The sequence below is a fragment of the Agromyces sp. NPDC057679 genome (genome assembly GCF_042799635.1).
Lineage (GTDB): Bacteria > Actinomycetota > Actinomycetes > Actinomycetales > Microbacteriaceae > Agromyces.
Genome location: NZ_JBHVIK010000003.1, coordinates 512,948 through 535,133, shown reverse-complemented (window position 1 = coordinate 535,133; position 22,186 = coordinate 512,948). Strand labels below are relative to the sequence as shown.

Sequence of the window (22,186 nt, the reverse complement as noted above, 5' to 3'; positions counted from 1 at the left end):
CGGTGCGAGGATGCCGGGCGCTCGGGCCGGCGGCGTAGCCTGACCCCATGCGCAGCTCCGTCGACAACGACGCCCCGACCGCCGAGCGCTACCGCGCGTTCGCCGAGGTCGAGGCCCGTGGCATGTCCGAGTGCTACGACGCCTGGGCGCTCGGCGTCGCGGGCGATCCGGCGACGATCGCGCTCATCGACGAGCTGCCGCCGGCCAAGCGGCAGCCGAACCTCGTGTTCTCGGCAGCGCGGTTCCACGATGCGCCCGTCGGGTCGTACGCCAGGTTCCGCGACTGGCTGCACGAGCACTGGCGGGAGGTGCGCGAGACCGCCGAGACGCACGCGACGCAGACGAACGAGGCCGGCCGCTGCGCCCTGCACGTGCCCGCGCTCGCCGCGATCCCGGGTCCGCTCGCGCTGCTCGAGGTCGGCGCCTCGGCCGGGCTCTGCCTCTACCCCGACCGGTACAGCTACCGCTACTCGGGCCACGCGCCGCTCGACCCCCTCGACGGGCCGAGCCGAGTCGTCCTCGACTGCGAGACCCGGGACGCGGGTTCCGCTGCGGCGCCGGTGCCGGTGCCGGATCGCCTGCCCGAGGTCGTGTGGCGCGCCGGCATCGACCTCAATCCGCTCGACGTGACGAACCCCGACGACCTCGATTGGCTCGACGCCCTCATCTGGCCCGAGCACGACGACCGGCGGGCACGCCTGCGTGCGGCGGCGGCCATCGTGGCATCCGACCCGCCGCGGCTCGTGGCGGGCGACCTCAACGAACGTCTCGCCGCGCTCGCCGCGGAGGCGCCCGCGGGAGCGACGCTCGTGGTGCTGCACACGGCCGTCATCGCCTACCTCGACGAGGCGGGGCGCGCCCGCTTCGCCGATGCCGTGCGAGGGCTGCCCGGGCACTGGCTCTCGGTCGAGGGGCGCAGGGTCGTTCCGGGCATCGTCGCCCGCGACGACGTGCCGAACGATTCGACCGACTTCGTGCTCGCGCTCGACGGCGTGCAGCTGGCGTGGGCGCAACCGCACGGGCGCGCCGTCACGTGGGTGCCGAATCCCTAGAATCGCTGTATGCGCATCCACATCGCGACCGACCACGCCGGCCTCGAATTCAGCCGAACCCTGCAGGCCCACCTGTCGAACGGCGGCCATGAGGTGATCGACCACGGTCCGGTCGAGTACGACGCGCTCGACGACTACCCGGCGTTCTGCATCAACGCGGCGCTCGGCGTCGCCCGCGACCAGGCCGCGGGCGTGAGGGCCCTCGGCGTCGTCTTCGGCGGTTCGGGCAACGGCGAGCAGATCGCGGCCAACAAGGTGCCCGGCATCCGCGCCGCGCTTGTCTGGAGCATGGACACCGCGATCCTCGCCCGCGAGCACAACGACGCCAACGTCATCTCGATCGGCGCGCGCCAGCACACCGTCGAAGAGGCGATCCGCTACATCGACGCCTTCATCGCCGAGCCGTTCTCGGGCGACGAGCGCCACGTGCGCCGCATCGCGCAGCTCGCCGAGTACGAGACGACGGGCGACATCGCGGGCAAGGGCGTCGACGTCGCGCCGCGCACCGAGGCCCCGGCGGAGTAGCAGGGTGCCCGAAGGCCACTCCGTCCACCGCATCACCCGGCAGTTCGAGCGCAACTTCGTCGGTCACGTCGTGCACGCGTCGAGCCCGCAGGGCCGCTTCGCCGTCGGTGCGGCCGAGCTCGACGGGCGCCGCATGACCGACGCCCGAGCCGTGGGCAAGCAGATGTTCCTCGGCTTCGAGGGCGACGTCTGGCTGCGCGTGCACCTCGGCATGTACGGGGCGTGGGACTTCTCGGGCGAGATCCTGATGGATGCCACGATCGCCTCGGCGAACGGACGGATGGGCCAGACCAACCAGCGCGGCACCTTCCTCGACGCACCGAACCCCGACGCGGTCGTCTTCGACGAGGCGGGCGAGAACTCGCTGCGCTCGATCGGCGCCCCCCGCAAGACCCGGTTGCGCATGGCCGAGTCCGAGAAGGAGGGGAACGGCCTCGACACCTTCCCGCCCGAGCCGATCGGCCAGGTGCGGGTGCGCCTGCTCACCGACACGATCTGCGCCGACCTCCGCGGGCCGACCGCCTGCGAGGTGCTCGACCCCGTGCAGGTCGAGCAGACCGTCGCGAAGCTCGGACCCGACCCGCTGCTCGACCCCGGGCCGGGCGCCGAAGAGCGGTTCACGAGCGTCGTCCGCAGGAAGCCGACGCCCATCGGGCTGCTCCTCATGGACCAGAACGTCGTGGCCGGCATCGGCAACGTGTACCGGGCCGAACTCCTGTTCCGCGCCCGGCTGAACCCGCACACCCCAGGCAAGCTCGTGCCCGAGGAACTCGTGCGCGAGCTCTGGCGCGACTGGGCGAAGCTCCTGCGCATCGGCGTCGAGACCGGTCAGATGATGACGATGGACGACCTCGACCCCGAGGCGTACCGCGCCGCGATGGCGAGCCGCGACGACCGCCACTGGGTCTACAAGCGCGAGGGCCTGCCGTGCCGGGTGTGCGGCACGAACATCGTGCTCGAGGAGATGGGCGCCCGCAAGCTCTACTGGTGTCCGTCGTGCCAGGCGTGAGCCGCGATCTCGACGAGCGCCCCGAGGCGCCGGAGCCGGTGCTGCTCGCCGGGGCCCGGCTCCCAGGCGCGGCCGACCCAGTCGACCTCCACCTCGAGGGGGGCCGGATCGCCGCGATCGCTCCGGCCGGCGGTGCGGACGCACCTGGGGCCCGGCGCATCGAACTCGACGGGCGATACGTCGTCCCCGGGCTCCACGATCGCCACGTGCACCTCTCGCAGTGGGCGATGGTGTCGCGCCGGCTCGAACTGTCGGGCGCGACGAGCGCCGCCGAGGTCGCGGAGCTCGTCGCGGCATCCGTCGCGGAAGGCGCGACCGAGGTCGCCGGATTCGGCTACCGCGACGGGCTCTGGGCCGACGCCCCCTCGACGGCGCTGCTCGACGCGGTGGCGGGCGAGGCGCCCGTCGTGCTCGTCGCGGCCGACCTGCACGCCTGCTGGCTCAACTCGGCGGCGGCACGGCGGCACGGCGTGACGCTGCCCGACGACGGCGTCCTCCGCGAGGACGCCTGCTTCGCCCTCGTCCGCGAACTCGACGACGTCGCCGACGAACTCCTCGACGGTTGGGTCGCCGATGCCGCCGACCGTGCGGCCGCACGCGGCGTCGTCGGCGTCGTCGACTACGAGATGCGCTGGAACCGCGACGACTGGGCTCGTCGCGCGGCCGGCGGGTTCCCGTTGCGCGTCGCCTTCGGCATCTACCCGCAGCACCTCGAGCGAGCGATCGAGCTGGGCCTCCGCACCGGCGACGAGGTCGCCGGCACCGGCGGCCTCGTCACAGTCGGCGGCGCCAAGGTCATCACCGACGGCTCGCTGAACACCCGCACGGCGTGGTGCTTCGACCCGTATCCGGGGCTCGCCGGGCACGAGCACCCGTACGGCCTCGCGACCGTGCCGTACGACGAGCTCGTGCCGCACCTGCGCCGCGCGCACGAGCACGGCATCACGCCCGCGGTGCACGCGATCGGCGACCGCGCGAACGCGCGGGTGCTCGACGCCTTCGAGGCGGTCGGCTGCACCGGGTCGATCGAGCACGCCCAGCTGCTGCGGCACGACGACGTCGCCCGGTTCGCCCGGCTCGGCATCATTGCGAGCGTGCAGCCCGAGCACGCGATGGACGACCGCGACGTCGCCGACCGCTACTGGGCCGGTCGCACCGAACGCGCCTTCATGCTCGCCGAGCTCGCGGCGGCCGGGGTCGAGCTCGCGCTCGGGTCCGATGCGCCGGTCGCTCCGCTCGACCCGTGGATCGCGATCTCCGCCGCCGTCGGGCGGACGCGCGACGGGCGCGCCCCGTGGCATCCCGAGCAGGCGATCGAGGCGCGCGCGGCCCTCGCCGCGTCGACGAACGGCGCCGGTGCCGAGGTGCGCGTCGGCGGCGCAGCCGACCTCGCGGTCGTCGAGCTCGACCCGTTCGCGGCGACGTCCGACGAACTGCGGACGATGCCGGTGGCCGCGACGCTCGTCGCCGGCGCGTTCACGCACCGGGCGCTGTAGCTCCGACGGGGGAAAACCCCCGCCGTGATCCGGGCGCCCGCCGGGTGGGCCGCGCGGGCGCCGCTCGCGAGGCTGGAGTCATGCTTCAGACACGCCTCCGCCGCCCCGGCGCCACGATCGGCACCGCGATCGCGGCACTCGCCGCCGGCGGCCTCGTCGCCGCAGCCTTCGCAGGGTGCGGCATCGTCACCCCGGGCCCCGTCTCGACCGTCGGCGAGGTCGACTTCGACCGGCCCCTCGCGATCCCGCCGCTCGCCGAATCGACCGTCGACGCCGACGGCACGCGGGTGTTCGCCCTCGATGCGCAGGCCGGCACCACGGAGTTCGAACCGGGAGAACCGAGCGAGACGTGGGGGTTCAACGGCGCGTACCTCGGCCCCACGCTCGTCGCCGAGCGCGGCGAGCGCGTGCGCGTCGACATGACGAACTCGCTCGACGAGCCGACGACCGTGCACTGGCACGGCATGCACCTGCCGCCCGAGATGGACGGGGGACCGCACCAGATGGTCGAGCCGGACGCCTCGTGGTCGCCCGAATGGGACATCGACCAGCAGGCGGCGACGCTCTGGTACCACCCGCATCCGCACGGCGAGACGGAGGACCACGTCGCCCGCGGCCTCGCGGGCATGTTCCTCCTGCACGACGAGCACGAGCGCTCGCTGGGCCTGCCCGCCGAGTACGGCGTCGACGACCTCCCCGTGATCGTGCAGGACACCGGTTTCTCGGCGGAGGGCGAGCTGGAGGCGAAGCAGCGGGGCTACGCCGGCGGTCTCGGCGACGAACTCCTCGTCAACGGCACCCGCAGTCCCTACGTCGAGGTGCGCGACGAGCTCGTACGCCTCCGGCTGCTCAACGCCTCCACCGCACGCAGCTACGCCTTCGCCTGGGGCGACGGCCGCCCGGTCGAGCTCATCGCGACCGACGGGGGCCTCCTCGAGGCATCCGTCGAACTCGAGCACATTCGGCTCTCGCCGGGCGAGCGCGCCGAGGTGCTGCTGCGCGTCGAACCCGGTGAGACGCTCGTGCTGCAGTCGAGGATGACGCCCGAGATCGCCGGCCTCGTCGGCCCCGTCGCCGACACGAACGGCGGAAGCGACGCGTTCGACGTGCTCGAGATCCGGGCGGCCGACGCCCTCGACCCCGCGGCCGAGGTGCCGCCGCAGCTCAACACGATCCCCGTCGACGACGAGGCCGAGATCGCGACGACCCGGCGCTTCGAGCTCGGCGACGGCTTCGAGATCAACGGCGAGCCGATGGACATGGGTCGCATCGACGAGACCGTCACGGTCGACACCCTCGAGCGCTGGGTCGTCGTCAACACGCAGCAGCTGCCGCACAGCTTCCACGTGCACGACGTGCAGTTCCGCGTCGCCTCGATCGACGGGGCCGCACCGCCGCCCGAGCTGTCGGGCTGGAAGGACACGATCTTCGTCGAGCCCGAGACCGAGGTCGAGCTGCTGATGCGGTTCGAGGACTACACCGACACCGACACGCCGTACATGTACCACTGCCACCTGCTGTGGCACGAAGACCAGGGGATGATGGGGCAATTCGCCGTCGTCGAGCCGGGTCAGTCTGCGACGATGACTGGAGGAACCCACCATGAGCACTGAATCGACGTACCCCGCACCGATCGCCGCCGCGCCGGCGGACGCGCCGCCGCGCCGGCGCGGCTACTGGGCGCTGTGGGCCGGCGTGCCGCGCGAGTTCGGCTTCCTCATCCTCACGATGCCGATCGCGATCATGGCGCTCGTACTGCTCGCGACCACCTTCTTCACCGGCCTCGGCCTGATCTTCCTCGTGTTCGGCATCTTCATCGTCGTCGCGTCGATGTTCATGGCGCGCGGATTCGGGACGCTCGAGCTGCTGCGCCTCCGCTGGGCCGGCCGGCCCGAGACGGTGCAGCCCGCGTGGGGACGCGGCGATCGCGAACAGGGCTTCTGGCGTGCGACGTTCGCGCCCTTCGTCGACGGCCACTACTGGCTGTACCTGCTGCACGGCATGATCGTGAACCCGATCGTGAGCATCATCAGCTGGAGTCTCACGATCACGTGGAGCTCGGTCGCGCTCGCCGGCACGACCGGGTGGATCTGGCAGCGCTACATCCCCGACTCGGGGCGGGACGTCTGGCCGGTCGAGTGGGTGCTCGAGTCCATGTTCCCGGGCAACACCTGGGACATCGACCCCGTGGTCGCCGAGACGATCTTCGAGTTCGTCGTCGGGCTCGTCTTCCTCGCCACGCTGCCGCTCGTGTTCCGCGGCCTCACGCTGCTGCACGACGTCGTCGCGCGCGGCATGCTCGGCGCCTGGCGCTCCGAGGCGCTCGAGCGCGAGGTCGCCCAGCTCGCCGCCTCTCGCGGTGCGGCGGTGCAGGCCGAGGATGCCTCGCTCCGACGCCTCGAACGCGACATCCACGACGGCCCGCAGCAGCGTCTCGTGCGCCTGCAGATGGACCTCGCCGCGATCGAGCGCAAGCTCGACCGCGACCCCGATTCAGCCCGCGAACTGCTCGGCGAGGCGCGCGACCAGGCCCGCGAGACCCTCGACGAACTGCGGGCGCTCTCGCGGGGCTTCGCCCCGCCGATCCTCCAGGACCGCGGGCTCGCGGTGGGACTGCAGTCGCTCGCGACGCGCAGCCCGATCCCCGTCGAGGTCGAGATCGAACTTCCGGATGCCTCGCTGCCCGCGCCGATCGAGCGCAACGCGTACTTCGTGGTCGCCGAGCTGCTCACGAACGCGGCCAAGCACGCCGAGGCGACCGGCATCCGCCTCGTCGTCTCGACGCGCGACACCGGCGAGACGGGCCACTGGCTCGACCTCTGGGTGACCGACAACGGCCGCGGCGGCGCCTCGACGCTGCCGGGTCACGGGCTCGCGGGCCTCGCCGATCGCGTGCAGGGCCTGCAGGGGCTCTTCGTCGTCGACAGCCCCGTCGGGGGCCCGACGACGATCGGGGCGCACATCCCGTACCTCCCGGTCGCCCCGGCAGACGTCGAGCGCCCGCCCGCCCCGGTCGAATAGCGACCCGGCGTCTTCGCACGCGGAGGCGGGCGCGGCCGGCCCCTCGATAGTGTGGGGCCATGACCGACCAGGCCCGCCCCCTCCGCATCGTGCTCGCCGAGGACTCGGTGCTGCTGCGCGAAGGCCTCGTGCGACTCTTCGACGAGGCGGGCTTCGAGACGGTGGCCGCCTACGGCGAGGCCGACTCGCTGCTCGCCGCGATCGACGAGACCGAGCCCGACCTCGCGGTGCTCGACGTGCGGATGCCGCCGACGTTCCGCGACGAGGGGGTGCGTGCGGCGATCGAGCTGCGCCGCCGGCGTCCGAAGCTCGGGGTGCTGCTGCTCAGCCAGTACGTCGAAGGCACCTACGCGCATGAACTGCTCTCCTCGGGCGAGGGCGGCATGGGGTACCTCCTGAAAGACCGGGTGGCCTCGCTCGACGAACTCGAGGACGCGGTCGAACGCGTGAGCGAGGGCGGCACGGTGCTCGACCCGCAGGTCGTGCGCGAGCTGCTCTCGCGGCGCAGCGATCCGCTGGAATCGCTCACGCCGCGCGAACGCGAGGTCATGGAGCTCATGGCCGAGGGGCGCACCAACGCCGGCATCGCGAAGCAGCTCTTCATCGGCGTCGGCGCCGTCGAGAAGAACGTGACCTCGATCTTCCAGAAGCTCGCCCTCGAGGACTCGGGCACCGATCACCGGCGCGTGCTCGCGGTGCTCACCTGGCTGCAGCGCTGACCACGGCCTTGCGCCGGGACCGCGCGGTCCGTCAGCCAGCGGCCCGCCGGAGGGGCACGTGCACGCCGACGACCTGCCGGTAGCTGCGATACCCCTTGAGCATCCACAGCGCGAACTGCACGAGCGCGACGACCGCGCCGACCGCGATCGACCACCCGATCGACCCGCCGAGCGCGAAGACGATCGCACCGACGAAGAGGCCGATGAGCGCCGTGTTCACCACGAGCATGACCATCGCCGAACTCGCGAACACCTGCGATCGGTCGCGCATCGCGAAGGGGTAGTAGGTGATGCCGATGCCCGTCTCGTCGTCGCTCGTGCCCATCAGGAAGTACCGCTCGAGTCCCGGATCGAGGTCGAGGTAGGCGCCGCGCAGCCGGTTCATCGCGAGCACGTAGGCGAGATCCTCGGTCGCCGTGTTGAACACCCGCAGCTGCGTGATCACGCCGAGCAGCACGAGCAACGCCAGGATGCCGAGCGCGGCGGCCCCGAACCATCCGCGGAACCCGGTCGCGTTGCCGAGCACACCGAGGGTGACGAGCCCCGCCGAGACGAGCGTGAGGAAGATCGCGATGCGCGTGAGCACCTCGCTCTGCGTCGTGGAGCGGGAGGCGAGCAGGCTCCAGTGCTCGGTCGCGAGCATCTGCGCCCGCAACGACTTCTGCGCATCGCTGAGCGATGCGGCGTCGTCGCCGTCGGACTGCGCGTGCCGCGGAGCATCCGCCGTCATACCCGCATTCTGCACCCGGGGCGGGCGGCCCGCCACGGTCAGCCGTCGGACGACCGGCGCCGCGGCCCGCGATGGAGCTCGACGACCCTCGTCCCGCCGGGGGAGTCGGGGTCGTCGGTGATCGCCTCGTCGGCCATGTACTGCCGGATGATGTGCGCGAGCTCACCGGGGTGACTGAAGTTGATGGCGTGCGCCGCGCCCTCCATCACGACGACCGTGACGTCGGCGTCGACGTGGGCGACGACCTCGTGCACGCGCTTCGGATCGGGCATGAGCGGGTCGCGATCGCCGATCACGGCGAGGATCGGGACGGGCAGCGCGAGGAGCCGTTCGAGCGTCGGGTACCGGGTGAGCGCGCCGAACATCTTGACGGTGCTCGCGACGCCGAACTTCAGGTAGTCGGGTGCGGCGACGCGCACCATGCGGGTCGGTTCGCGGCCGCCGTCGCGCGCGAGCTGCGCCATCGCCCGCACGAGCGGCTGATTGTGCAGGCCGCCCGCGGGGGAGACGAGTATCGCGCGCTCGAGGCGGTCGGGGAAGTGGTGGCCGAACTCGCAGATGACGGGGCAACCCATCGAATTGCCGAGGAGGGTGGCCTTCTCGATTCCGCGAGCGTCGAGGAAACGGGCGGCCGCCTCCGCGAGCGAGGTCAGCGTCAGCTCGGACCGCGACCGCCTGGCGCTGCGGCCGAACCCCGGGAGATCGGGCACGAGCGTGTGGAAGTCGTCGGCGAGGAGCTCGGCCGTCGGCAGCAGGTAGTGACCGGAGAGCCCGAACCCGTGGACGTGCATGACCACGGGCGCGCCCGGCGGCGGCGAGGGCGACTCGCGGTAGAACACGTCGAGCCCGTCGACGGTCGTCCAGTGCTCGGCGAGCGTCGACTGCGGGCGCTTGGGCGTCTTGCGCTCACGATGCCGGCTCGAGGCCGTCTCGGCGTGTGCGTCACGCTGAGACGGCGCGGGCCCGGATGCATCCGCCGTCATACCGGCATTCTGCACCCGGGCCCGTCAACGCGCCACGTTTCGCCTACTTGACGGCGATGTGGGAGAAGAGGAACCAGCGGTCCTTGTCGAGGCCGCGGCGGATCTCGATCACGACGTCCTGGCTGGCGGGGTCGAGCTCGCCGAGCCCCTCGATCGCGGCGTTGACCTTCTCGGTCGCCAGATCGATCTGCGTGACGACGTCGGCGATGGCCTCGTCGTAGGGCAGGAAGCCGAGCTTCGGATCCTTCGCGCCGCTCTTGGACGCGACGGTGCCGAGGCGGCCGTCGATCGGCAGGCCCAGGGCGACGACGCGCTCGGCCGCGAGGTCCGACCAGTCCTGCGCGTGGGCGACGACCTCGTCGAGGAGTTCGTGCACGGCGATGAAGTTCGCCCCGCGAACGTGCCAGTGGGCCTGCTTGCCGTTGACGGCGAGGGCCACGAGCTCGTGGACGACGGGGGTGAGGTACTGGGCGACGCCTGCGGCGACGTCGGCGTTCGATCCGGTCTTCGGTGCGGTCTGGATGTCGGTCATCGTGTCCACCTTCCCTGGAGTGATGTCTTCTTCAACGCTACGCAGATGCCCGGGTATTTCAAGGAAGGAGAGGCAAGGCTGACCGGGCTTGACTTCGCGCGTCGTTCTTCCCCGGCGCCGTGGCGACCCGATAGTTTGTGCTCATTCCGATCGAGAGGGGTCTGCGCACATGTTCTTCCTCAACAGTCTCTGGGACTGGTTCTGGTTCCTGTTCTGGGCATTCGCCTACGTCGCGTACCTGTTCGCGTTGATCTACATCATCATCGACGTCTTCCGCGACCACTCGCTCAACGGCTGGCTGAAGGCCGTCTGGCTGATCTTCCTCGTGTTCGTGCCGTTCGTCACCGCGCTCGTCTACCTGATCGCGCGAGGCAGCGGCATGGCCGAGCGGTCGGCGCGCAAGCAGGACGAGTACGAGGAGTACAGCGAGGAGTACATCCGCTCGGTCTCGTTCGCGAGCCCGACCGACGAGATCGCGAAGGCGAAGGCGCTGCTCGACGCCGGCACGATCACGCAGGGCGAGTTCGAGGCGATCAAGAACAAGGCGCTCGGCAACAAGTTCTGACGCTGACGCTTCGCTGGAGAAGCGAAACGGCCCGCGACGTCGTCGCGGGCCGTTTCGGCTGTTTCGGAGGGGATGACGGGAATCGAACCCGCGTAATCAGTTTGGAAGACTGAGGCTCTACCATTGAGCTACATCCCCGTGACCCGCTCGCGGGCACTGGATCATCGTAGTACACGCCGTCGCCCCCTTCGTGCACGTCGGCCGTCGGGGCGGGCCTGAACGATGCCGGCGCCACCCCGACGATTCCCCTATCGCAACGCGCCGATCGAGCTGATCGTGGTGCGCGCGAGGCGCAGCTGACGCTCGTACGTCGCCGCGAGCACGACGAGCAGCACGCCGGCGATGCCGAGCCAGAGCCACCACCACACGGCCTCGTAGAGCCAGGTGATCGCGGGCCACAACTGCACGAGCGCGTGCACGAGCAGCACCCCGCCGCCGAGGATGAACGGCGCCTGCAGCCGGCGGGTCGCGCCGGCGAGCAGGGTCGCGAGCGCGACGGCCGCGAGTGCGACGATGCGCCACAGCTCGGGGTCGACGAAGTCGGCGAGGAGCGACGGCACCAGCAGGATCGCGAGGCCCGGACCGAGGGCGGGCCAGCTGCCGAGCTCGGGGGAGCGACGTATCGCGACGGCTCCCGCGGAGACCAAGGCGAGTCCGACCGGTGCGGTGACGAGGTCGAACGGGTCGACGGTCGTGCTCACGAGCGCGATGAGGCCGCCGAGCACGAGGATGCCACGGGTCGTCCACGCGAAGATCGGGCCGGCGATCGGACGTGCCCGCATCGTGGCACCGGTGACGTGAGCGGCGCCCACGACGGTGAAGAGCACGGCCGCCCGCAACGACGACGCGTCGTCGGAGACGATCGCGAGGAGCGTCGGCAGCGAGGCTGCGACGAGCGAAGCAGCGAGGCCGACCTCCGCGACGAGCTCGGGCCGGGAGTCCGTCCGAGCCCAGACCGCCGTGACGACGATGCCCGTCGCGAGCGCCACGACGGGCCAGAACTCCGGCGGCAGGCCGCCGTCGCCGGTCTGCGCGACGGTGATGCCGCGAACGAGCGCCGCACCGGTGACGGCCGTCCAACCGGTCGCCGCGCCGAGCAGTCGAACGGGCACGCCGCGCAGGTGCTGCGGGAGGAACCCGGCCGCGATGGCGACCACGGCGCCCCCGGCGACGAGCACGAGGGTGCGCAGCTCGGACGCGCCGGCCGAGGCGATGCTCGGCAGCACCGCGACGCCGGCGGCGACGGCGAACAGTGCGGTGCGGCCGCGCGAGTTCGTGCCGTCGGGTGCGCGCCGCCACGTGATGAGCGCACCGCACACGATGAGCGCCGCCGCGAGCGGCAGCGTGTACGCCTCGACCTCCTCGACGCCGTCGCCGAGGAGGCGGCTCCAGACCGCGAGGACCGCGAGGACCGCGCTCAGCCAGGAGAAGTGACGCAGGGGGCGCTCGCCGCCGATCGGATCGCCGGCGAGCGCGGCGAGCACGATCGGAACCGGCGCCAGGATGGCGAAGGCCAGCCAGGGTTCGCCCGCGCCCGCGAGCGCCGACGTGATCGCGAGGAGCCCGAGCAGGCCGACCGCAGCGGACCAGCCGATCATGGCGACGTCGCCGCGGCCGCGCGCCACGAGGTGCGCGAATCCGGCGCAGGCGAGGGCGGCGCCCGCCACGGCGTAGGTGAGCGCGTCAGGGCCGGCCAGGTCGAGCGCGAGCAGCCCACTGCCCGCGCCGAGTGCGAGCGGGCCGATCGCGGCGGCGGCGATGCGCAGGCCGAGCGGCGCCGAGCGCCGCAGCAGCCAGGGCGCGGATGCCGCGGCGAGCAGTACTGCCGGCAGCCACGACCACGTGGCATCCGGATGATCGACGACGAACTCGCCGGCGGCGACGACGGCGCTCGCGAGCAGGGGGACGGTGAACGCGATGCGGTCGCCCGAGGTGCCGAGACGCACGACGCCGGCGACGCCGACGAGCAGCGAGGCGCCGATGCCGATGACCAGCCACGGCGCGGCCTGCGGCTCGTCGAACCGCACCCCACGCGACTCGAGCCACCACACGAGCGAGGCGAGGGCGATGACGGCGAGCACGGCCGCGATGACGACGTGCACGATGCCGATCGCGGTCGACTGCGCCCCCCAGATGCGGCCCGCGAGGGCGCGCCCGACGACGGCGGCCGCGAGCGCGGCCGCGCACGTCGCGGGCCAGACCTCTGGAGCGGTGAAGCCGAACAGCTCGGCGAGGATCGCGGCCGACACGCCCGCGACTGCGGCGACCCCGAGCAGGCCGCCCGTGGTGCGGCGGGTGAAGCCCGCCCAGGCGAGCGCGCCGAGCGCCACGGCGAGCCAGATCGACGCGGTCGCCCACGGTGCATCGACGACCGCCCCGACGACGATGAGCGCGGCGAGCACCGCGCCGACGGGGAGCGCGATGAAGCGGCGGAGGCGGCCGAGGATCGCGAGCGTCGCGGCTCCGCCGAGGGCGACGACGACGGGGAGCAGCACGGCACCGAGTTCGGTGGCGGCATCGAGACCGAGCCCACCGTCGCCCCTGAAGCCCGGGGCGGGGATCCCGTCCGCGAGAACGCGCGCACCGGTCGCGGCGATGCCGAGGAGGGCGCCGGGCACGGCCGAGCCCGCTGCGACGAGCGCGGCGCCGAGGAAGGCGCCGGCCTCTGGCCCCGGTCGTGCACCTGCCCGCCGGAGGGCGAGCGCGAAGAGGCAGAGCACGATGCCGGTCGCGGCCGGAGCGAGCCAGATCGCGATGCCGGGGTCGACGTCGACGGCGATCGCCACCGCGGGTGCCAGCGCCGTGCTGAGCCCGAACGCCGTGGCGGCGGCGGCGCGCCACACCGCGGGAACGTCGGCCCTCCGCGCGCCCAGCGCGATGACGAGGAGGAGCCAGACCGCGGCGGCGCCGAGGAAGCCCCAGAGCGGATGCCACGCCACCTCGGGCATCGTCCAGGCCGCGGTGAGCAGCGCCAGGCCGCCCCCGGCGAACCCCGCGGCGAGCAGGATCGTGCGTTCGACGAGCGGCGGCAGGGCGAGGGCTGCGGCGCCGAGCACCGCGGCCGCGAGCGAACCCGCCCAGACCCCGGTGACCGGGTCGCCCGCGGGCGCGAGCTGGGAGGCGAGGAGGTAGGCCGAGATCGGCAGGAGCGCCGCGGCGGTGTAGCCCGTCGTCCGGATGCCCGTGACGCGGCGCGCGAGGGCGAGCACCGCCGCGACCACGAGCAGGGCACCGCCCGTGTACCCGACGGCGTCGAGCGCGTCGGTGCCGAACAGCCCGTTCGCCCGCACGATCCAGACGTCGAGCAGCAGCAGGACGACGGCCACGGACGCGACGCCCTCGGCCGTTCCGGGAAGCCGTCGGGCGCGGAGGAGCCAGGCGATGCCGAGCACCGCGATGCTCAGGGCGGCGGTGATGACCGAACGGACCTCGAGGCTCGCCACGAGGTACGCGTAGAACAGGAACACGATCGCGGTGATCGAGAGCAGCACGACGCCGAGCCCGAGCAGGAAGACCTGGACGCCCGAGCGGCGCGCGGGTCGGGCGGCGGCCGCACCGACGGGCGATGGGGATGTCTCGGGCGCGACGCCCCGTCCGGGCGTCGGCACTGATGTCGGCGGTGCCGGCGCTGAGGTCGCCGGTGCAGGAGCCGGCGCCGCCACGACCGGCGGCGGCGGTGTGACGGATGCGGCAGTGGCATCCGCGAACTGTGCCGTCGTGCTCGCCTGCGGCACGTGCGCCGCAGCCGGCGGACGCACCTCGACCGGCTGCACGATCGCCGCCGCCTGCGCTGCGCGCATGCGCGCGATGAGCTCCGCCCGGGTGGCGCTCTCGGCGTGGAGACGGGTGCCGACCTGGAGCAGCTCGACCGATGCGGGCACGCCGAGGTCGAGCCCGCACGCGGTGCAGCGCGCGGAGGCGAGCGGCGTGAAGCAGGCGGGGCAGCGCGTCGTGTCGACGAAGAACGAGGGGTCGGCGGGCCAGCGCAGCGCGCCGTCGGGGGCGGCGGTGGGTCGGTCGGTCATGGCGACACTCTGCCAGCCGAGCGACCCGGATCGCGTGATCGCTCCACAGGCGCGCCGTGTCGGCCGGTCGGTGCGATCAGCAACGCCCACCGCGTGTGCAGTAGACTTTCCGGGGTCCACCCGCCTGACGTGTGTTTCGGCATGCCCGTGCGGGTGAATCGACGAGTTGAGTCGGCGACTCGGGGCGTAGCTCAGCTTGGTAGAGCGCCCGCTTTGGGAGCGGGAAGTCGCAGGTTCGAATCCTGTCGCCCCGACGAGTTTCTCGACTCGACACGAACTTCCACACAACAGGAGATCTTCCCCATGCCGACCACTTCGGTTGAGAAGCTGAGCCCCACTCGCGCCAAGCTCACCATCTCGGTGACGCCCGACGAGCTGAAGCCCAGCATCGCCCACGCGTACGAGCACATCGCCGAGCAGGTCAACGTGCCCGGCTTCCGCAAGGGCAAGGTGCCGCCGCCCATCATCGATCAGCGCGTCGGCAAGGCCGCCGTGCTCGAGCACGCGGTCAACGAGGGCCTCGACGGCTTCTACCGCGCCGCCGTCGCCGAGCACGAGCTGCGCCCGATGGGCCGCCCCGAGGCAGACATCGTCGAGTGGCCCAGCGAGAAGGACTTCTCGGGCGATCTGCTCCTCGCCATCGAGGTCGACGTCCGCCCCGAGATCGAGGTGCCCGCCTACGACGGCCTCGAGCTCGTGGTCGACTCGGTCGAGGTCGGCGACGACGAGGTCACCGAGGAGCTCGACCGCCTGCGCAGCCGCTTCGGCACGCTCATCACCGTCGACCGCCCCGCGAAGTCCGGCGACTTCGTGACCCTCGACCTCGTCGCCACGATCGACGGCACCGAGGTCGACACCGCGAGCGGCATCTCGTACGAGCTCGGCTCGGGCGAGCTGCTCGAGGGCATCGACGAGGCGCTCGACACGCTCTCGGCCGGCGAGACCACCACCTTCGCCTCGAAGCTGCTCGGCGGCGACCACGAGGGCGAGACCGCTGAGATCACCGTCACCGTCGGCGCCGTCAAGGAGCGCGAGCTCCCCGAGGCCGACGACGACTTCGCGCAGATCGCGAGCGAGTTCGACACCCTCGACGAGCTGACCGCCTCGCTCAAGGAGCAGGCCGGCCGCAACAAGGTCTTCGGCCAGGGCAACCAGGCTCGCGACCTCCTCGTCGAGAAGCTCCTCGAGCTCGCCGACGTGCCGGTCGCCCAGGGCGTCATCGACGACGAGGTGCACCGTCACCTCGAAGGCGAAGGCCGCCTCGAGGACGACGTGCACCGCGCCGAGGTCGCCGAGTCGAGCGAGAAGGCGTTCAAGACGCAGATCCTCCTCGACGCGATCGCCGAGGCCGAGAAGGTCCAGGTCAGCCAGGAGGAGCTCACCCAGTACCTCGTGCAGGGTGCGGCCCAGTACGGCATGGACCCGAACGAGTTCGTGCAGATCCTGAGCCAGCAGGGTCAGATCCCTGCAATGGTCGGCGAGGTCGCGCGCAACAAGGCGCTCGCGATCGCGCTCGGCAAGGCGAAGGTGACGGATGCCTCGGGCAACGCCGTCGACCTCTCCGAGTTCACGGCCGTGGGCGGCGACGACGAGGCTGCCGACGAGGCCGCCGAGGCTCCCGCGGAGGAGAAGAAGCCCGCCGCGAAGAAGCGCGCTCCGAAGAAGGCCGCCGCCGAGGCGCCGGCCGAGGAGGCCGCCGAGGCCCCCGCCGAGGAGAAGAAGCCGGCTCGCAAGCGTGCGCCGAAGAAGGCCGACGCGGAGTAATTCCCGCATCGCACTGCGAAGGGGTCGAGCGTTCTCGCTCGGCCCTTTCGTCGTCTCCATGAGGCGACGTCACGACGAAGAGGAGGCAGACCGGATGACCGAGGCGAACGAGTGGCAGCGACGGGTCGACGAGGTGTGGGCCGCGGCCGACGAGCTGGGCGACCTCGAGGTGATCGAGCGCATCGACGCGCTGGCCGCCGAACGGGGTGAGCACGACCCGGTCGCACTCTTCGAGCGGGCGGGCGCACGCGACTCGGCCGGACTCGAGACCGAGGCCGAACCGCTCTACCGCCGAGCGATCGACGGAGGCCTCACCGGCTCGGAGCGCGTGCAGGCCCACATCCAGCTCGCCTCGACAATCCGCAACCTCGGGCGGCCGCTCGAGTCGATCGCGCTGCTCGACGAGATCGAGCCCGATGCGGGCGAGCTCCGCGACGCGGTCGTCGCGTTCCGCGCGCTCGCGCGGGTCGATGCGGGCGACGCCCGCCGGGCGGCCTCCGACGCCCTCGCCGCCCTCGCACCCCACCTGCCGCGGTATCGCGTGTCGCTCGCCGCCTACGCGGTGGAACTCGCGGCATCCGCCTAGGGCGAACAGCCCGGTTCGCGCGCGTTGCACCGGATAGATTCGATTCAACGCGACAACCGAAACGGAGCGACACATGGCCGAACCGACACCAGGCACCGGTGTTTTCGATCGACTGCTGAAGGACCGCATCATCTGGCTTGGCTCCGAGGTGCGCGACGACAACGCCAACGAGATCGCGGCGAAGCTGCTGCTGCTCGCCGCAGAGGACCCTAAGAAGGACATCTACCTCTACATCAACTCGCCCGGTGGCTCGATCACGGCCGGCATGGCGATCTACGACACGATGCAGTTCGTGCCGAACGACATCGTCACCGTCGGCATCGGCATGGCCGCGTCGATGGGGCAGCTCCTCCTCACCGCGGGCACCAAGGGCAAGCGGTACATCACGCCGAACGCGCGCGTGCTCCTGCACCAGCCGCACGGCGGCTTCGGCGGCACCGCGAGCGACATCCAGACGCAGGCGCAGCTCATCCTCGACATGAAGAAGCGGCTCGCCGAGATCACCGCGGCGCAGACCGGCAAGTCCGTCGAGCAGATCAACGCCGACGGCGACCGCGACCGCTGGTTCAACGCGCAGGAGGCCCTCGAGTACGGCTTCGTCGACCACATCCGCGAGTCGGCGCTCGACGTCGCCGGCGGCGGCGGAACCCAGGCGTAGGCATCGAGAGAAGAGAGAACGAGCGAATGAACATCCCCGCCTTCGGTGGCACCGCCTTCAACGGCGTGCAGGCACCGGGCTCGCGCTACATCCTGCCGAGCTTCGAGGAGCGCACCGCCTACGGCTACAAGCGTCAGGACCCGTACGCGAAGCTCTTCGAGGATCGCATCATCTTCCTCGGGGTGCAGGTCGACGACGCCTCGGCCGATGACATCATGGCCCAGCTCCTGGTGCTCGAGTCGATGGACCCCGACCGCGACATCATCCTCTACATCAACTCGCCCGGTGGCTCGTTCACCGCGATGACGGCGATCTACGACACGATGCAGTACATCCGTCCGCAGATCCAGACCGTCGTGCTCGGCCAGGCGGCCTCCGCCGCCGCGGTCATCGCCGCCGCCGGCACGCCCGGCAAGCGACTCGCGCTGCCCAACGCCCGCGTGCTCATCCACCAGCCCGCCATGGGTGAGGCGGGGCACGGCCAGGCGAGCGACATCGAGATCCAGGCGGCCGAGATCCTGCGCATGCGCGGATGGCTCGAGGAGACGCTCTCGCGCCACTCGAACCGCACGCCCGAGCAGGTCAACACCGACATCGACCGCGACAAGATCCTCTCGGCGAACGAAGCGCTCGAGTACGGCCTCATCGACCAGGTGCTCACCTCGCGCAAGAGCCTGCCGGCGATCACCCGGTAGCCTCGCAGCGTGACGAACGCGGCGGAGGACCGGCTGGACGACAGCCGGGCCCTCCGCCGCGTTTCGCTGTATTCGGATGCCTCGATCGATCCCGCGGCGTGGCCGGCGACGATCCCGGCGATCGCGCAGCTCATCGACGACCGCGGACTCGACTTCATGCCGGGCCTCACCTTCCTCGTCGGTGAGAACGGCAGCGGCAAGTCCACGCTCCTCGAGGGCATCGCGACCGCGTACGGGCTCCCGCCCGAGGGCGGCAGCAGCAACGGCGGCCGGGCGACCCGCCCGAGCGAGTCGCCGCTCGGCGAGTGGTTGCGCGTCGAGCGCAGCCCGTTGGCGCCGCGATGGGGATTCTTCCTCCGGGCCGAGACGATGCACGGCTACTACAGCTACCTCGAGGAGCTGCCCGACAGTCCCGACCGGCACCTGCACTCGCTGAGCCACGGCGAATCGTTCAACGACCTCCTCGACAACAAGCTCGACCACCCGCAGTTCACCGCCGGGCTCGTCTGCCTCGACGAACCCGAGGCGGCGTTGTCGTTCGCATCGACGCTCAGCTGGATCGCCGGGCTCGACCGCATGGTCGCGCGCGGCACGCAGGTCATCTGCGCGACGCATTCGCCGATCCTCGCCTCGGTCCCCGGAGCGACCATCCTCGAGCTGGGGGAGTGGGGCATCCGCGAGTCGGCGTGGGAAGACCTCGAACTCGTCGCCCACTGGCGCTCGTACCTCGACGACCCTCGGCGGTACCTGCGTCACCTCATCGACTGATGCCGACGGTTCGCGGCGGGCGAACCCGGTGGCGTGTCGAATCGCGCCGGCTACGCCGCAACCGCCGGATCTCGGGCTAGGCTCGGAACAGACTCGTCGACAGGGAGGGTTTCGATGGCACGCATCGGAGAGAGCGCCGATCTGCTGAAGTGCTCCTTCTGCGGAAAGAGCCAGAAGCAGGTCCAGCAGCTCATCGCCGGACCCGGCGTCTACATCTGCGACGAGTGCGTCGAGCTCTGCAACGAGATCATCGAGGAACGTCTGGCCGAGGCCGGCGAGACCGAGACCGGCGAGTTCGAGCTGCCGAAGCCGAAGGAGATCTTCGCCTTCCTCGAGGAGTACGTCATCGGCCAGGAGGCCGCGAAGAAGGCGCTCGCCGTCGCGGTCTACAACCACTACAAGCGCGTTCGTGCGAAGGCGACGCTGACGTCCGCCGATCGCGCCCACGACGACGTCGAGATCGCGAAGTCGAACATCCTGCTGATCGGCCCGACGGGCTGCGGCAAGACCTACCTCGCCCAGACGCTCGCGAAGCAGCTCAACGTGCCCTTCGCCGTCGCCGATGCGACCGCCCTCACCGAGGCGGGCTACGTCGGCGAAGACGTCGAGAACATCCTCCTGAAGCTCATCCAGGCCGCCGACTACGACGTCAAGCGCGCCGAGACCGGCATCATCTACATCGACGAGGTCGACAAGATCGCCCGCAAGGCCGAGAACCCCTCGATCACGAGGGATGTCTCCGGCGAGGGCGTGCAGCAGGCGCTCCTGAAGATCCTCGAGGGCACGGTCGCCTCGGTCCCGCCGCAGGGCGGGCGCAAGCATCCCCATCAGGAGTTCATCCAGATCGACACGACGAACGTGCTGTTCATCGTGGCCGGCGCGTTCGCCGGCCTCGAAGACATCATCTCCTCGCGTGCCGGCAAGCGCGGCATCGGGTTCGGCGCCCCCCTCCACAACAAGGAGGACGAGGCCGACATCTTCAGCGAGGTCCTCCCCGAAGACCTCCACAAGTTCGGGCTCATTCCCGAGTTCATCGGCCGGCTCCCGGTCGTGGCGACGGTGACGCCGCTCGACCAGGAGGCCCTGATGGAGATCCTCACCGAGCCGAAGAACGCCCTCGTCAAGCAGTACCAGCGCATGTTCGAGCTCGACGGCGTCGAGCTCGACTTCGAACAGGCCGCGCTCGAGGCGATCGCCGACCTGGCGGTGCTCCGCCAGACGGGTGCCCGCGGTCTTCGCGCGATCATGGAGGAGGTGCTCGGACCGATCATGTTCGAGGTGCCGTCCTCGACCGGTGTCGCCCGGGTGGTCGTGACGAAGGCGGCCGTGCTCGACAACGCCGCGCCGACGATCGTTCCGCACAAGCCGCGTCGCGCCGAGAAGTCGGCGTAGGCGAGAGCGCCGCCCATCTTCCACACCGTCGTCGCGGGCGTCATCGCCGCCATCACGGGGTTCGCCAGCTCGTTCGCGCTCGTCATCGCCGGGCTCGTCGCCGTCGGCGCGAGCGACTCGCAGGCCGCCTCCGGGCTCTTCGCGCTGTGTCTCGCGACCGGCATCACCTGCATCGTGCTGCCGATCCTCATGCGCGTTCCGGTGTCGTTCGCCTGGTCGACCCCGGGCGCAGCACTGCTCGTCGCGGCGGCGAGCACCACCCAGGACTTCGCCGCCGCGACCGGCGCCTTCCTCGTGTGCGGGGCGCTCATCGTGCTCTCGGGGTTGTGGCCGGCGCTCGGCCGGGCGATCACGAGCATCCCGAAGCCCATCGCCAGCGCGATGCTCGCCGGCATCCTGTTCCCGATCTGCATCGCCCCGGTGACCGCCGCGATCGAGCAACCCGCGATCGCGATCCCGATGGTGCTCGTCTGGCTGCTGCTCGCCCGGCTGGCGCCGCGCTGGGCGGTGCCGGCCGCCATGCTCGTGGCGGTCGTCGGCATCGCCGTCATCGCGGGCCCCGCCGTGCTCGGCAGCGACGCCGTGGTGCCGCGACTCGAGTTCGTCGCCCCCGTGTTCGACCCGTTCGTCATCGTGAGCCTCGGCCTGCCGCTGTTCATCGTGACGATGGCGGGTCAGAACGTCCCCGGCTTCGCCATCATGTCGACGTTCGGCTATCGGCTGCGGCCTCGGCCGGTCCTCGTGACGTCGGGGGCCGCCTCGATGGCGGCGGCGCTGACCGGCGGCCACGCGATCAACCTCGCCGCGATCACCGCGGCGATCATGGCGAGCCCCGAGGCGGCGCCCGACCCGCGTCGCCGCTGGATCGCGACGGTCTCATCGGGCGTCGTCTACCTGCTGCTCGGCGTCGGCGCCGGCCTTGCGGCCGCGATCGTGCAGGCTTCGCCGCCGATCATCATCACCGCCGTCGCCGGGCTCGCCCTCCTCGGCGCGCTGGTCACGTCGATCAGCACGGCGCTCGAGGCGCCCGCGCACCGGATCACGGCGATCGGCACCTTCCTCGTGACGGCCTCGGGCGTCGCGGTCGCGGGGATCGGCTCGGCGTTCTGGGGGCTCGTCGTCGGCGGCGTGCTCATGCTGTGGCTGCGACCGGCCGCTGCGCCGACTGCACCCGAGCCGACCGTCGGCCGGCACGACCACGACGACTAGTCGAAGACGCGCACGACCCGCCACCGGGCGTCGGCACCCGGCTCGGGTTCGACGTCGAAGACGTGGGTCTCGCCGTCGGCGGTGCTCGCCTGGAACCGCCAGCCCGAGATCTCGAGCGGCGCCCGCCCGGGGGAGACGTCGTACTCGGCGAACGGACGCCACCACCCGCACCCGCCGACGAGCACGGTCGGGGTGTCGGTGACGCGGAACCGCCGTGATCGCCAGACGAGCCGCAGCGGGGTCCCGGCGTCGTCCGTCCACAACTCGACGGATTCCTCCACGTGGAGCACGGCACCTCCGACCCGAACGATCATTCGAACATGTGTTCGAATTCTAGCACCGCCGTCGCGAGACGATCGGGCGGGTGCCGAGCCGCGGCGGGCGAAACTCGCGTCGTCGTGGTCGGCGCCGATGCATGCCGATGAGAACCGACGACGGCCCGGGCAGCGGATGCTGC

20 protein-coding genes and 2 tRNA genes are annotated in these 22,186 nt (G+C 71.5%); 16 read left to right on the top strand and 6 right to left on the bottom strand.

All coding sequences use genetic code 11. The annotated features are described in order from the left end of the window. Window positions 1–47: 47 nt before the first annotated feature. The 7 genes from ACFVAJ_RS15470 to ACFVAJ_RS15440 all read left to right on the top strand — a co-directional run bounded on the left by ACFVAJ_RS15470 (window position 48) and on the right by ACFVAJ_RS15440 (window position 7,822). Window positions 48–1,052: a DUF2332 domain-containing protein gene (locus ACFVAJ_RS15470; protein ID WP_376945593.1), complete on the top strand. Its 1,005-nt coding sequence runs from the start codon at window positions 48–50 to the stop codon at window positions 1,050–1,052. Between the two features lie 9 nt (window positions 1,053–1,061). After that, window positions 1,062–1,577: a ribose-5-phosphate isomerase gene (locus tag ACFVAJ_RS15465; RefSeq protein WP_376945591.1), complete on the top strand. Its 516-nt coding sequence runs from the start codon at window positions 1,062–1,064 to the stop codon at window positions 1,575–1,577. A 4-nt stretch (window positions 1,578–1,581) separates the two neighbouring features. Then, window positions 1,582–2,586 (top strand): Fpg/Nei family DNA glycosylase, encoded by a 1,005-nt coding sequence (locus ACFVAJ_RS15460; RefSeq protein WP_376945589.1) that lies wholly within the window; start codon window positions 1,582–1,584, stop codon window positions 2,584–2,586. Further along, on the top strand, window positions 2,565–4,082 hold the full coding sequence (locus ACFVAJ_RS15455) for an amidohydrolase family protein (protein ID WP_376945587.1): 1,518 nt from the start codon (window positions 2,565–2,567) through the stop codon (window positions 4,080–4,082). Before ACFVAJ_RS15460 ends, ACFVAJ_RS15455 begins: the two co-directional genes overlap by 22 nt. Before the next feature lie 80 nt (window positions 4,083–4,162). Next, entirely contained in the window at window positions 4,163–5,695 is a 1,533-nt protein-coding gene (locus ACFVAJ_RS15450; RefSeq protein ID WP_376945585.1) for a multicopper oxidase family protein, read from the top strand. Further along, window positions 5,685–7,103: a sensor histidine kinase gene (locus tag ACFVAJ_RS15445; RefSeq protein ID WP_376945583.1), complete on the top strand. Its 1,419-nt coding sequence runs from the start codon at window positions 5,685–5,687 to the stop codon at window positions 7,101–7,103. The genes ACFVAJ_RS15450 and ACFVAJ_RS15445 overlap by 11 nt, the downstream gene beginning before the upstream one ends. Window positions 7,104–7,162: 59 nt before the next feature. Further along, complete coding sequence (locus ACFVAJ_RS15440; protein WP_376945581.1) at window positions 7,163–7,822, top strand: response regulator; 660 nt, start codon at window positions 7,163–7,165, stop codon at window positions 7,820–7,822. A 31-nt stretch (window positions 7,823–7,853) separates the two neighbouring features. Here the strand turns inward: ACFVAJ_RS15440 and ACFVAJ_RS15435 are convergent, their stop codons facing one another. From ACFVAJ_RS15435 to ACFVAJ_RS15425, 3 genes are read right to left on the bottom strand one after another with little or no spacing between them, the layout of a single operon-like run. Further along, on the bottom strand, window positions 7,854–8,552 hold the full coding sequence (locus tag ACFVAJ_RS15435; protein WP_376945579.1) for a hypothetical protein: 699 nt from the start codon (window positions 8,550–8,552) through the stop codon (window positions 7,854–7,856). A 38-nt stretch (window positions 8,553–8,590) separates the two neighbouring features. Next, window positions 8,591–9,535 (bottom strand): alpha/beta fold hydrolase, encoded by a 945-nt coding sequence (locus tag ACFVAJ_RS15430; protein ID WP_376945577.1) that lies wholly within the window; start codon window positions 9,533–9,535, stop codon window positions 8,591–8,593. A 43-nt stretch (window positions 9,536–9,578) separates the two neighbouring features. After that, window positions 9,579–10,067, bottom strand: a complete 489-nt coding sequence (locus tag ACFVAJ_RS15425) for a Dps family protein (protein ID WP_376945575.1) — start codon at window positions 10,065–10,067, stop codon at window positions 9,579–9,581. 169 nt (window positions 10,068–10,236) lie between these two features. Between ACFVAJ_RS15425 and ACFVAJ_RS15420 the strand changes: the two genes are divergently transcribed. Then, window positions 10,237–10,632: an SHOCT domain-containing protein gene (locus ACFVAJ_RS15420; RefSeq protein WP_376945573.1), complete on the top strand. Its 396-nt coding sequence runs from the start codon at window positions 10,237–10,239 to the stop codon at window positions 10,630–10,632. A 67-nt stretch (window positions 10,633–10,699) separates the two neighbouring features. On the opposite strand, the gene ACFVAJ_RS15415 is transcribed toward ACFVAJ_RS15420, so the two are convergent. Both ACFVAJ_RS15415 and ACFVAJ_RS15410 read right to left on the bottom strand, forming a co-directional pair. Further along, a tRNA-Gly gene (locus ACFVAJ_RS15415) sits at window positions 10,700–10,770 on the bottom strand. Window positions 10,771–10,880: 110 nt separating this feature from the next. Continuing rightward, window positions 10,881–14,657 (bottom strand): SCO7613 C-terminal domain-containing membrane protein, encoded by a 3,777-nt coding sequence (locus tag ACFVAJ_RS15410; RefSeq protein WP_376945571.1) that lies wholly within the window; start codon window positions 14,655–14,657, stop codon window positions 10,881–10,883. Between the two features lie 180 nt (window positions 14,658–14,837). On the opposite strand from ACFVAJ_RS15410, the gene ACFVAJ_RS15405 reads away from it, so the two are divergent. From ACFVAJ_RS15405 to ACFVAJ_RS15370, 8 genes are all read left to right on the top strand, one after another. Continuing rightward, window positions 14,838–14,911: transfer RNA gene (locus tag ACFVAJ_RS15405), tRNA-Pro, on the top strand. Between the two features lie 49 nt (window positions 14,912–14,960). Next, window positions 14,961–16,421 carry a trigger factor gene (tig, locus tag ACFVAJ_RS15400; protein ID WP_376945569.1) on the top strand — a complete coding sequence of 487 codons (1,461 nt, stop codon included), beginning with the start codon at window positions 14,961–14,963 and terminating at the stop codon, window positions 16,419–16,421. Between the two features lie 94 nt (window positions 16,422–16,515). Further along, a complete protein-coding gene (locus ACFVAJ_RS15395) occupies window positions 16,516–17,007 on the top strand; it encodes a tetratricopeptide repeat protein (RefSeq protein WP_376945567.1) in 492 nt (163 codons plus the stop codon). A gap of 73 nt (window positions 17,008–17,080) precedes the next feature. Continuing rightward, complete coding sequence (locus tag ACFVAJ_RS15390; protein WP_376945565.1) at window positions 17,081–17,665, top strand: ATP-dependent Clp protease proteolytic subunit; 585 nt, start codon at window positions 17,081–17,083, stop codon at window positions 17,663–17,665. A 26-nt stretch (window positions 17,666–17,691) separates the two neighbouring features. Next, window positions 17,692–18,360 (top strand): ATP-dependent Clp protease proteolytic subunit, encoded by a 669-nt coding sequence (locus tag ACFVAJ_RS15385; protein WP_376945563.1) that lies wholly within the window; start codon window positions 17,692–17,694, stop codon window positions 18,358–18,360. Window positions 18,361–18,369: 9 nt separating this feature from the next. Further along, the gene (locus tag ACFVAJ_RS15380; protein WP_376945561.1) at window positions 18,370–19,128 is read left to right on the top strand and encodes an AAA family ATPase; all 759 of its coding nucleotides are present in this window, start codon (window positions 18,370–18,372) and stop codon (window positions 19,126–19,128) included. 114 nt (window positions 19,129–19,242) lie between these two features. Next, window positions 19,243–20,520 (top strand): ATP-dependent Clp protease ATP-binding subunit ClpX, encoded by a 1,278-nt coding sequence (gene clpX, locus ACFVAJ_RS15375; protein WP_376945559.1) that lies wholly within the window; start codon window positions 19,243–19,245, stop codon window positions 20,518–20,520. Window positions 20,521–20,535: 15 nt separating this feature from the next. Then, window positions 20,536–21,729: a benzoate/H(+) symporter BenE family transporter gene (locus ACFVAJ_RS15370; protein ID WP_376945845.1), complete on the top strand. Its 1,194-nt coding sequence runs from the start codon at window positions 20,536–20,538 to the stop codon at window positions 21,727–21,729. Here the strand turns inward: ACFVAJ_RS15370 and ACFVAJ_RS15365 are convergent. Beyond that, a complete protein-coding gene (locus ACFVAJ_RS15365) occupies window positions 21,726–22,019 on the bottom strand; it encodes a hypothetical protein (protein WP_376945557.1) in 294 nt (97 codons plus the stop codon). The genes ACFVAJ_RS15370 and ACFVAJ_RS15365 overlap by 4 nt on opposite strands. Window positions 22,020–22,186: the final 167 nt, after the last annotated feature.

Coding starts and splice junctions, on each gene's coding strand:
- ACFVAJ_RS15470 (WP_376945593.1), top strand. CDS start 48: ATGCGCAGCTCCGTCGACAACGACGCCCCGACCGCCGAGCGCTACCGC.
- ACFVAJ_RS15465 (WP_376945591.1), top strand. CDS start 1,062: ATGCGCATCCACATCGCGACCGACCACGCCGGCCTCGAATTCAGCCGA.
- ACFVAJ_RS15450 (WP_376945585.1), top strand. CDS start 4,163: ATGCTTCAGACACGCCTCCGCCGCCCCGGCGCCACGATCGGCACCGCG.
- ACFVAJ_RS15445 (WP_376945583.1), top strand. CDS start 5,685: ATGAGCACTGAATCGACGTACCCCGCACCGATCGCCGCCGCGCCGGCG.
- ACFVAJ_RS15440 (WP_376945581.1), top strand. CDS start 7,163: ATGACCGACCAGGCCCGCCCCCTCCGCATCGTGCTCGCCGAGGACTCG.
- ACFVAJ_RS15435 (WP_376945579.1), bottom strand. CDS start 8,552: ATGACGGCGGATGCTCCGCGGCACGCGCAGTCCGACGGCGACGACGCC.
- ACFVAJ_RS15430 (WP_376945577.1), bottom strand. CDS start 9,535: ATGACGGCGGATGCATCCGGGCCCGCGCCGTCTCAGCGTGACGCACAC.
- ACFVAJ_RS15425 (WP_376945575.1), bottom strand. CDS start 10,067: ATGACCGACATCCAGACCGCACCGAAGACCGGATCGAACGCCGACGTC.
- ACFVAJ_RS15420 (WP_376945573.1), top strand. CDS start 10,237: ATGTTCTTCCTCAACAGTCTCTGGGACTGGTTCTGGTTCCTGTTCTGG.
- ACFVAJ_RS15410 (WP_376945571.1), bottom strand. CDS start 14,657: ATGACCGACCGACCCACCGCCGCCCCCGACGGCGCGCTGCGCTGGCCC.
- tig (WP_376945569.1), top strand. CDS start 14,961: ATGCCGACCACTTCGGTTGAGAAGCTGAGCCCCACTCGCGCCAAGCTC.
- ACFVAJ_RS15395 (WP_376945567.1), top strand. CDS start 16,516: ATGACCGAGGCGAACGAGTGGCAGCGACGGGTCGACGAGGTGTGGGCC.
- ACFVAJ_RS15390 (WP_376945565.1), top strand. CDS start 17,081: ATGGCCGAACCGACACCAGGCACCGGTGTTTTCGATCGACTGCTGAAG.
- ACFVAJ_RS15385 (WP_376945563.1), top strand. CDS start 17,692: ATGAACATCCCCGCCTTCGGTGGCACCGCCTTCAACGGCGTGCAGGCA.
- clpX (WP_376945559.1), top strand. CDS start 19,243: ATGGCACGCATCGGAGAGAGCGCCGATCTGCTGAAGTGCTCCTTCTGC.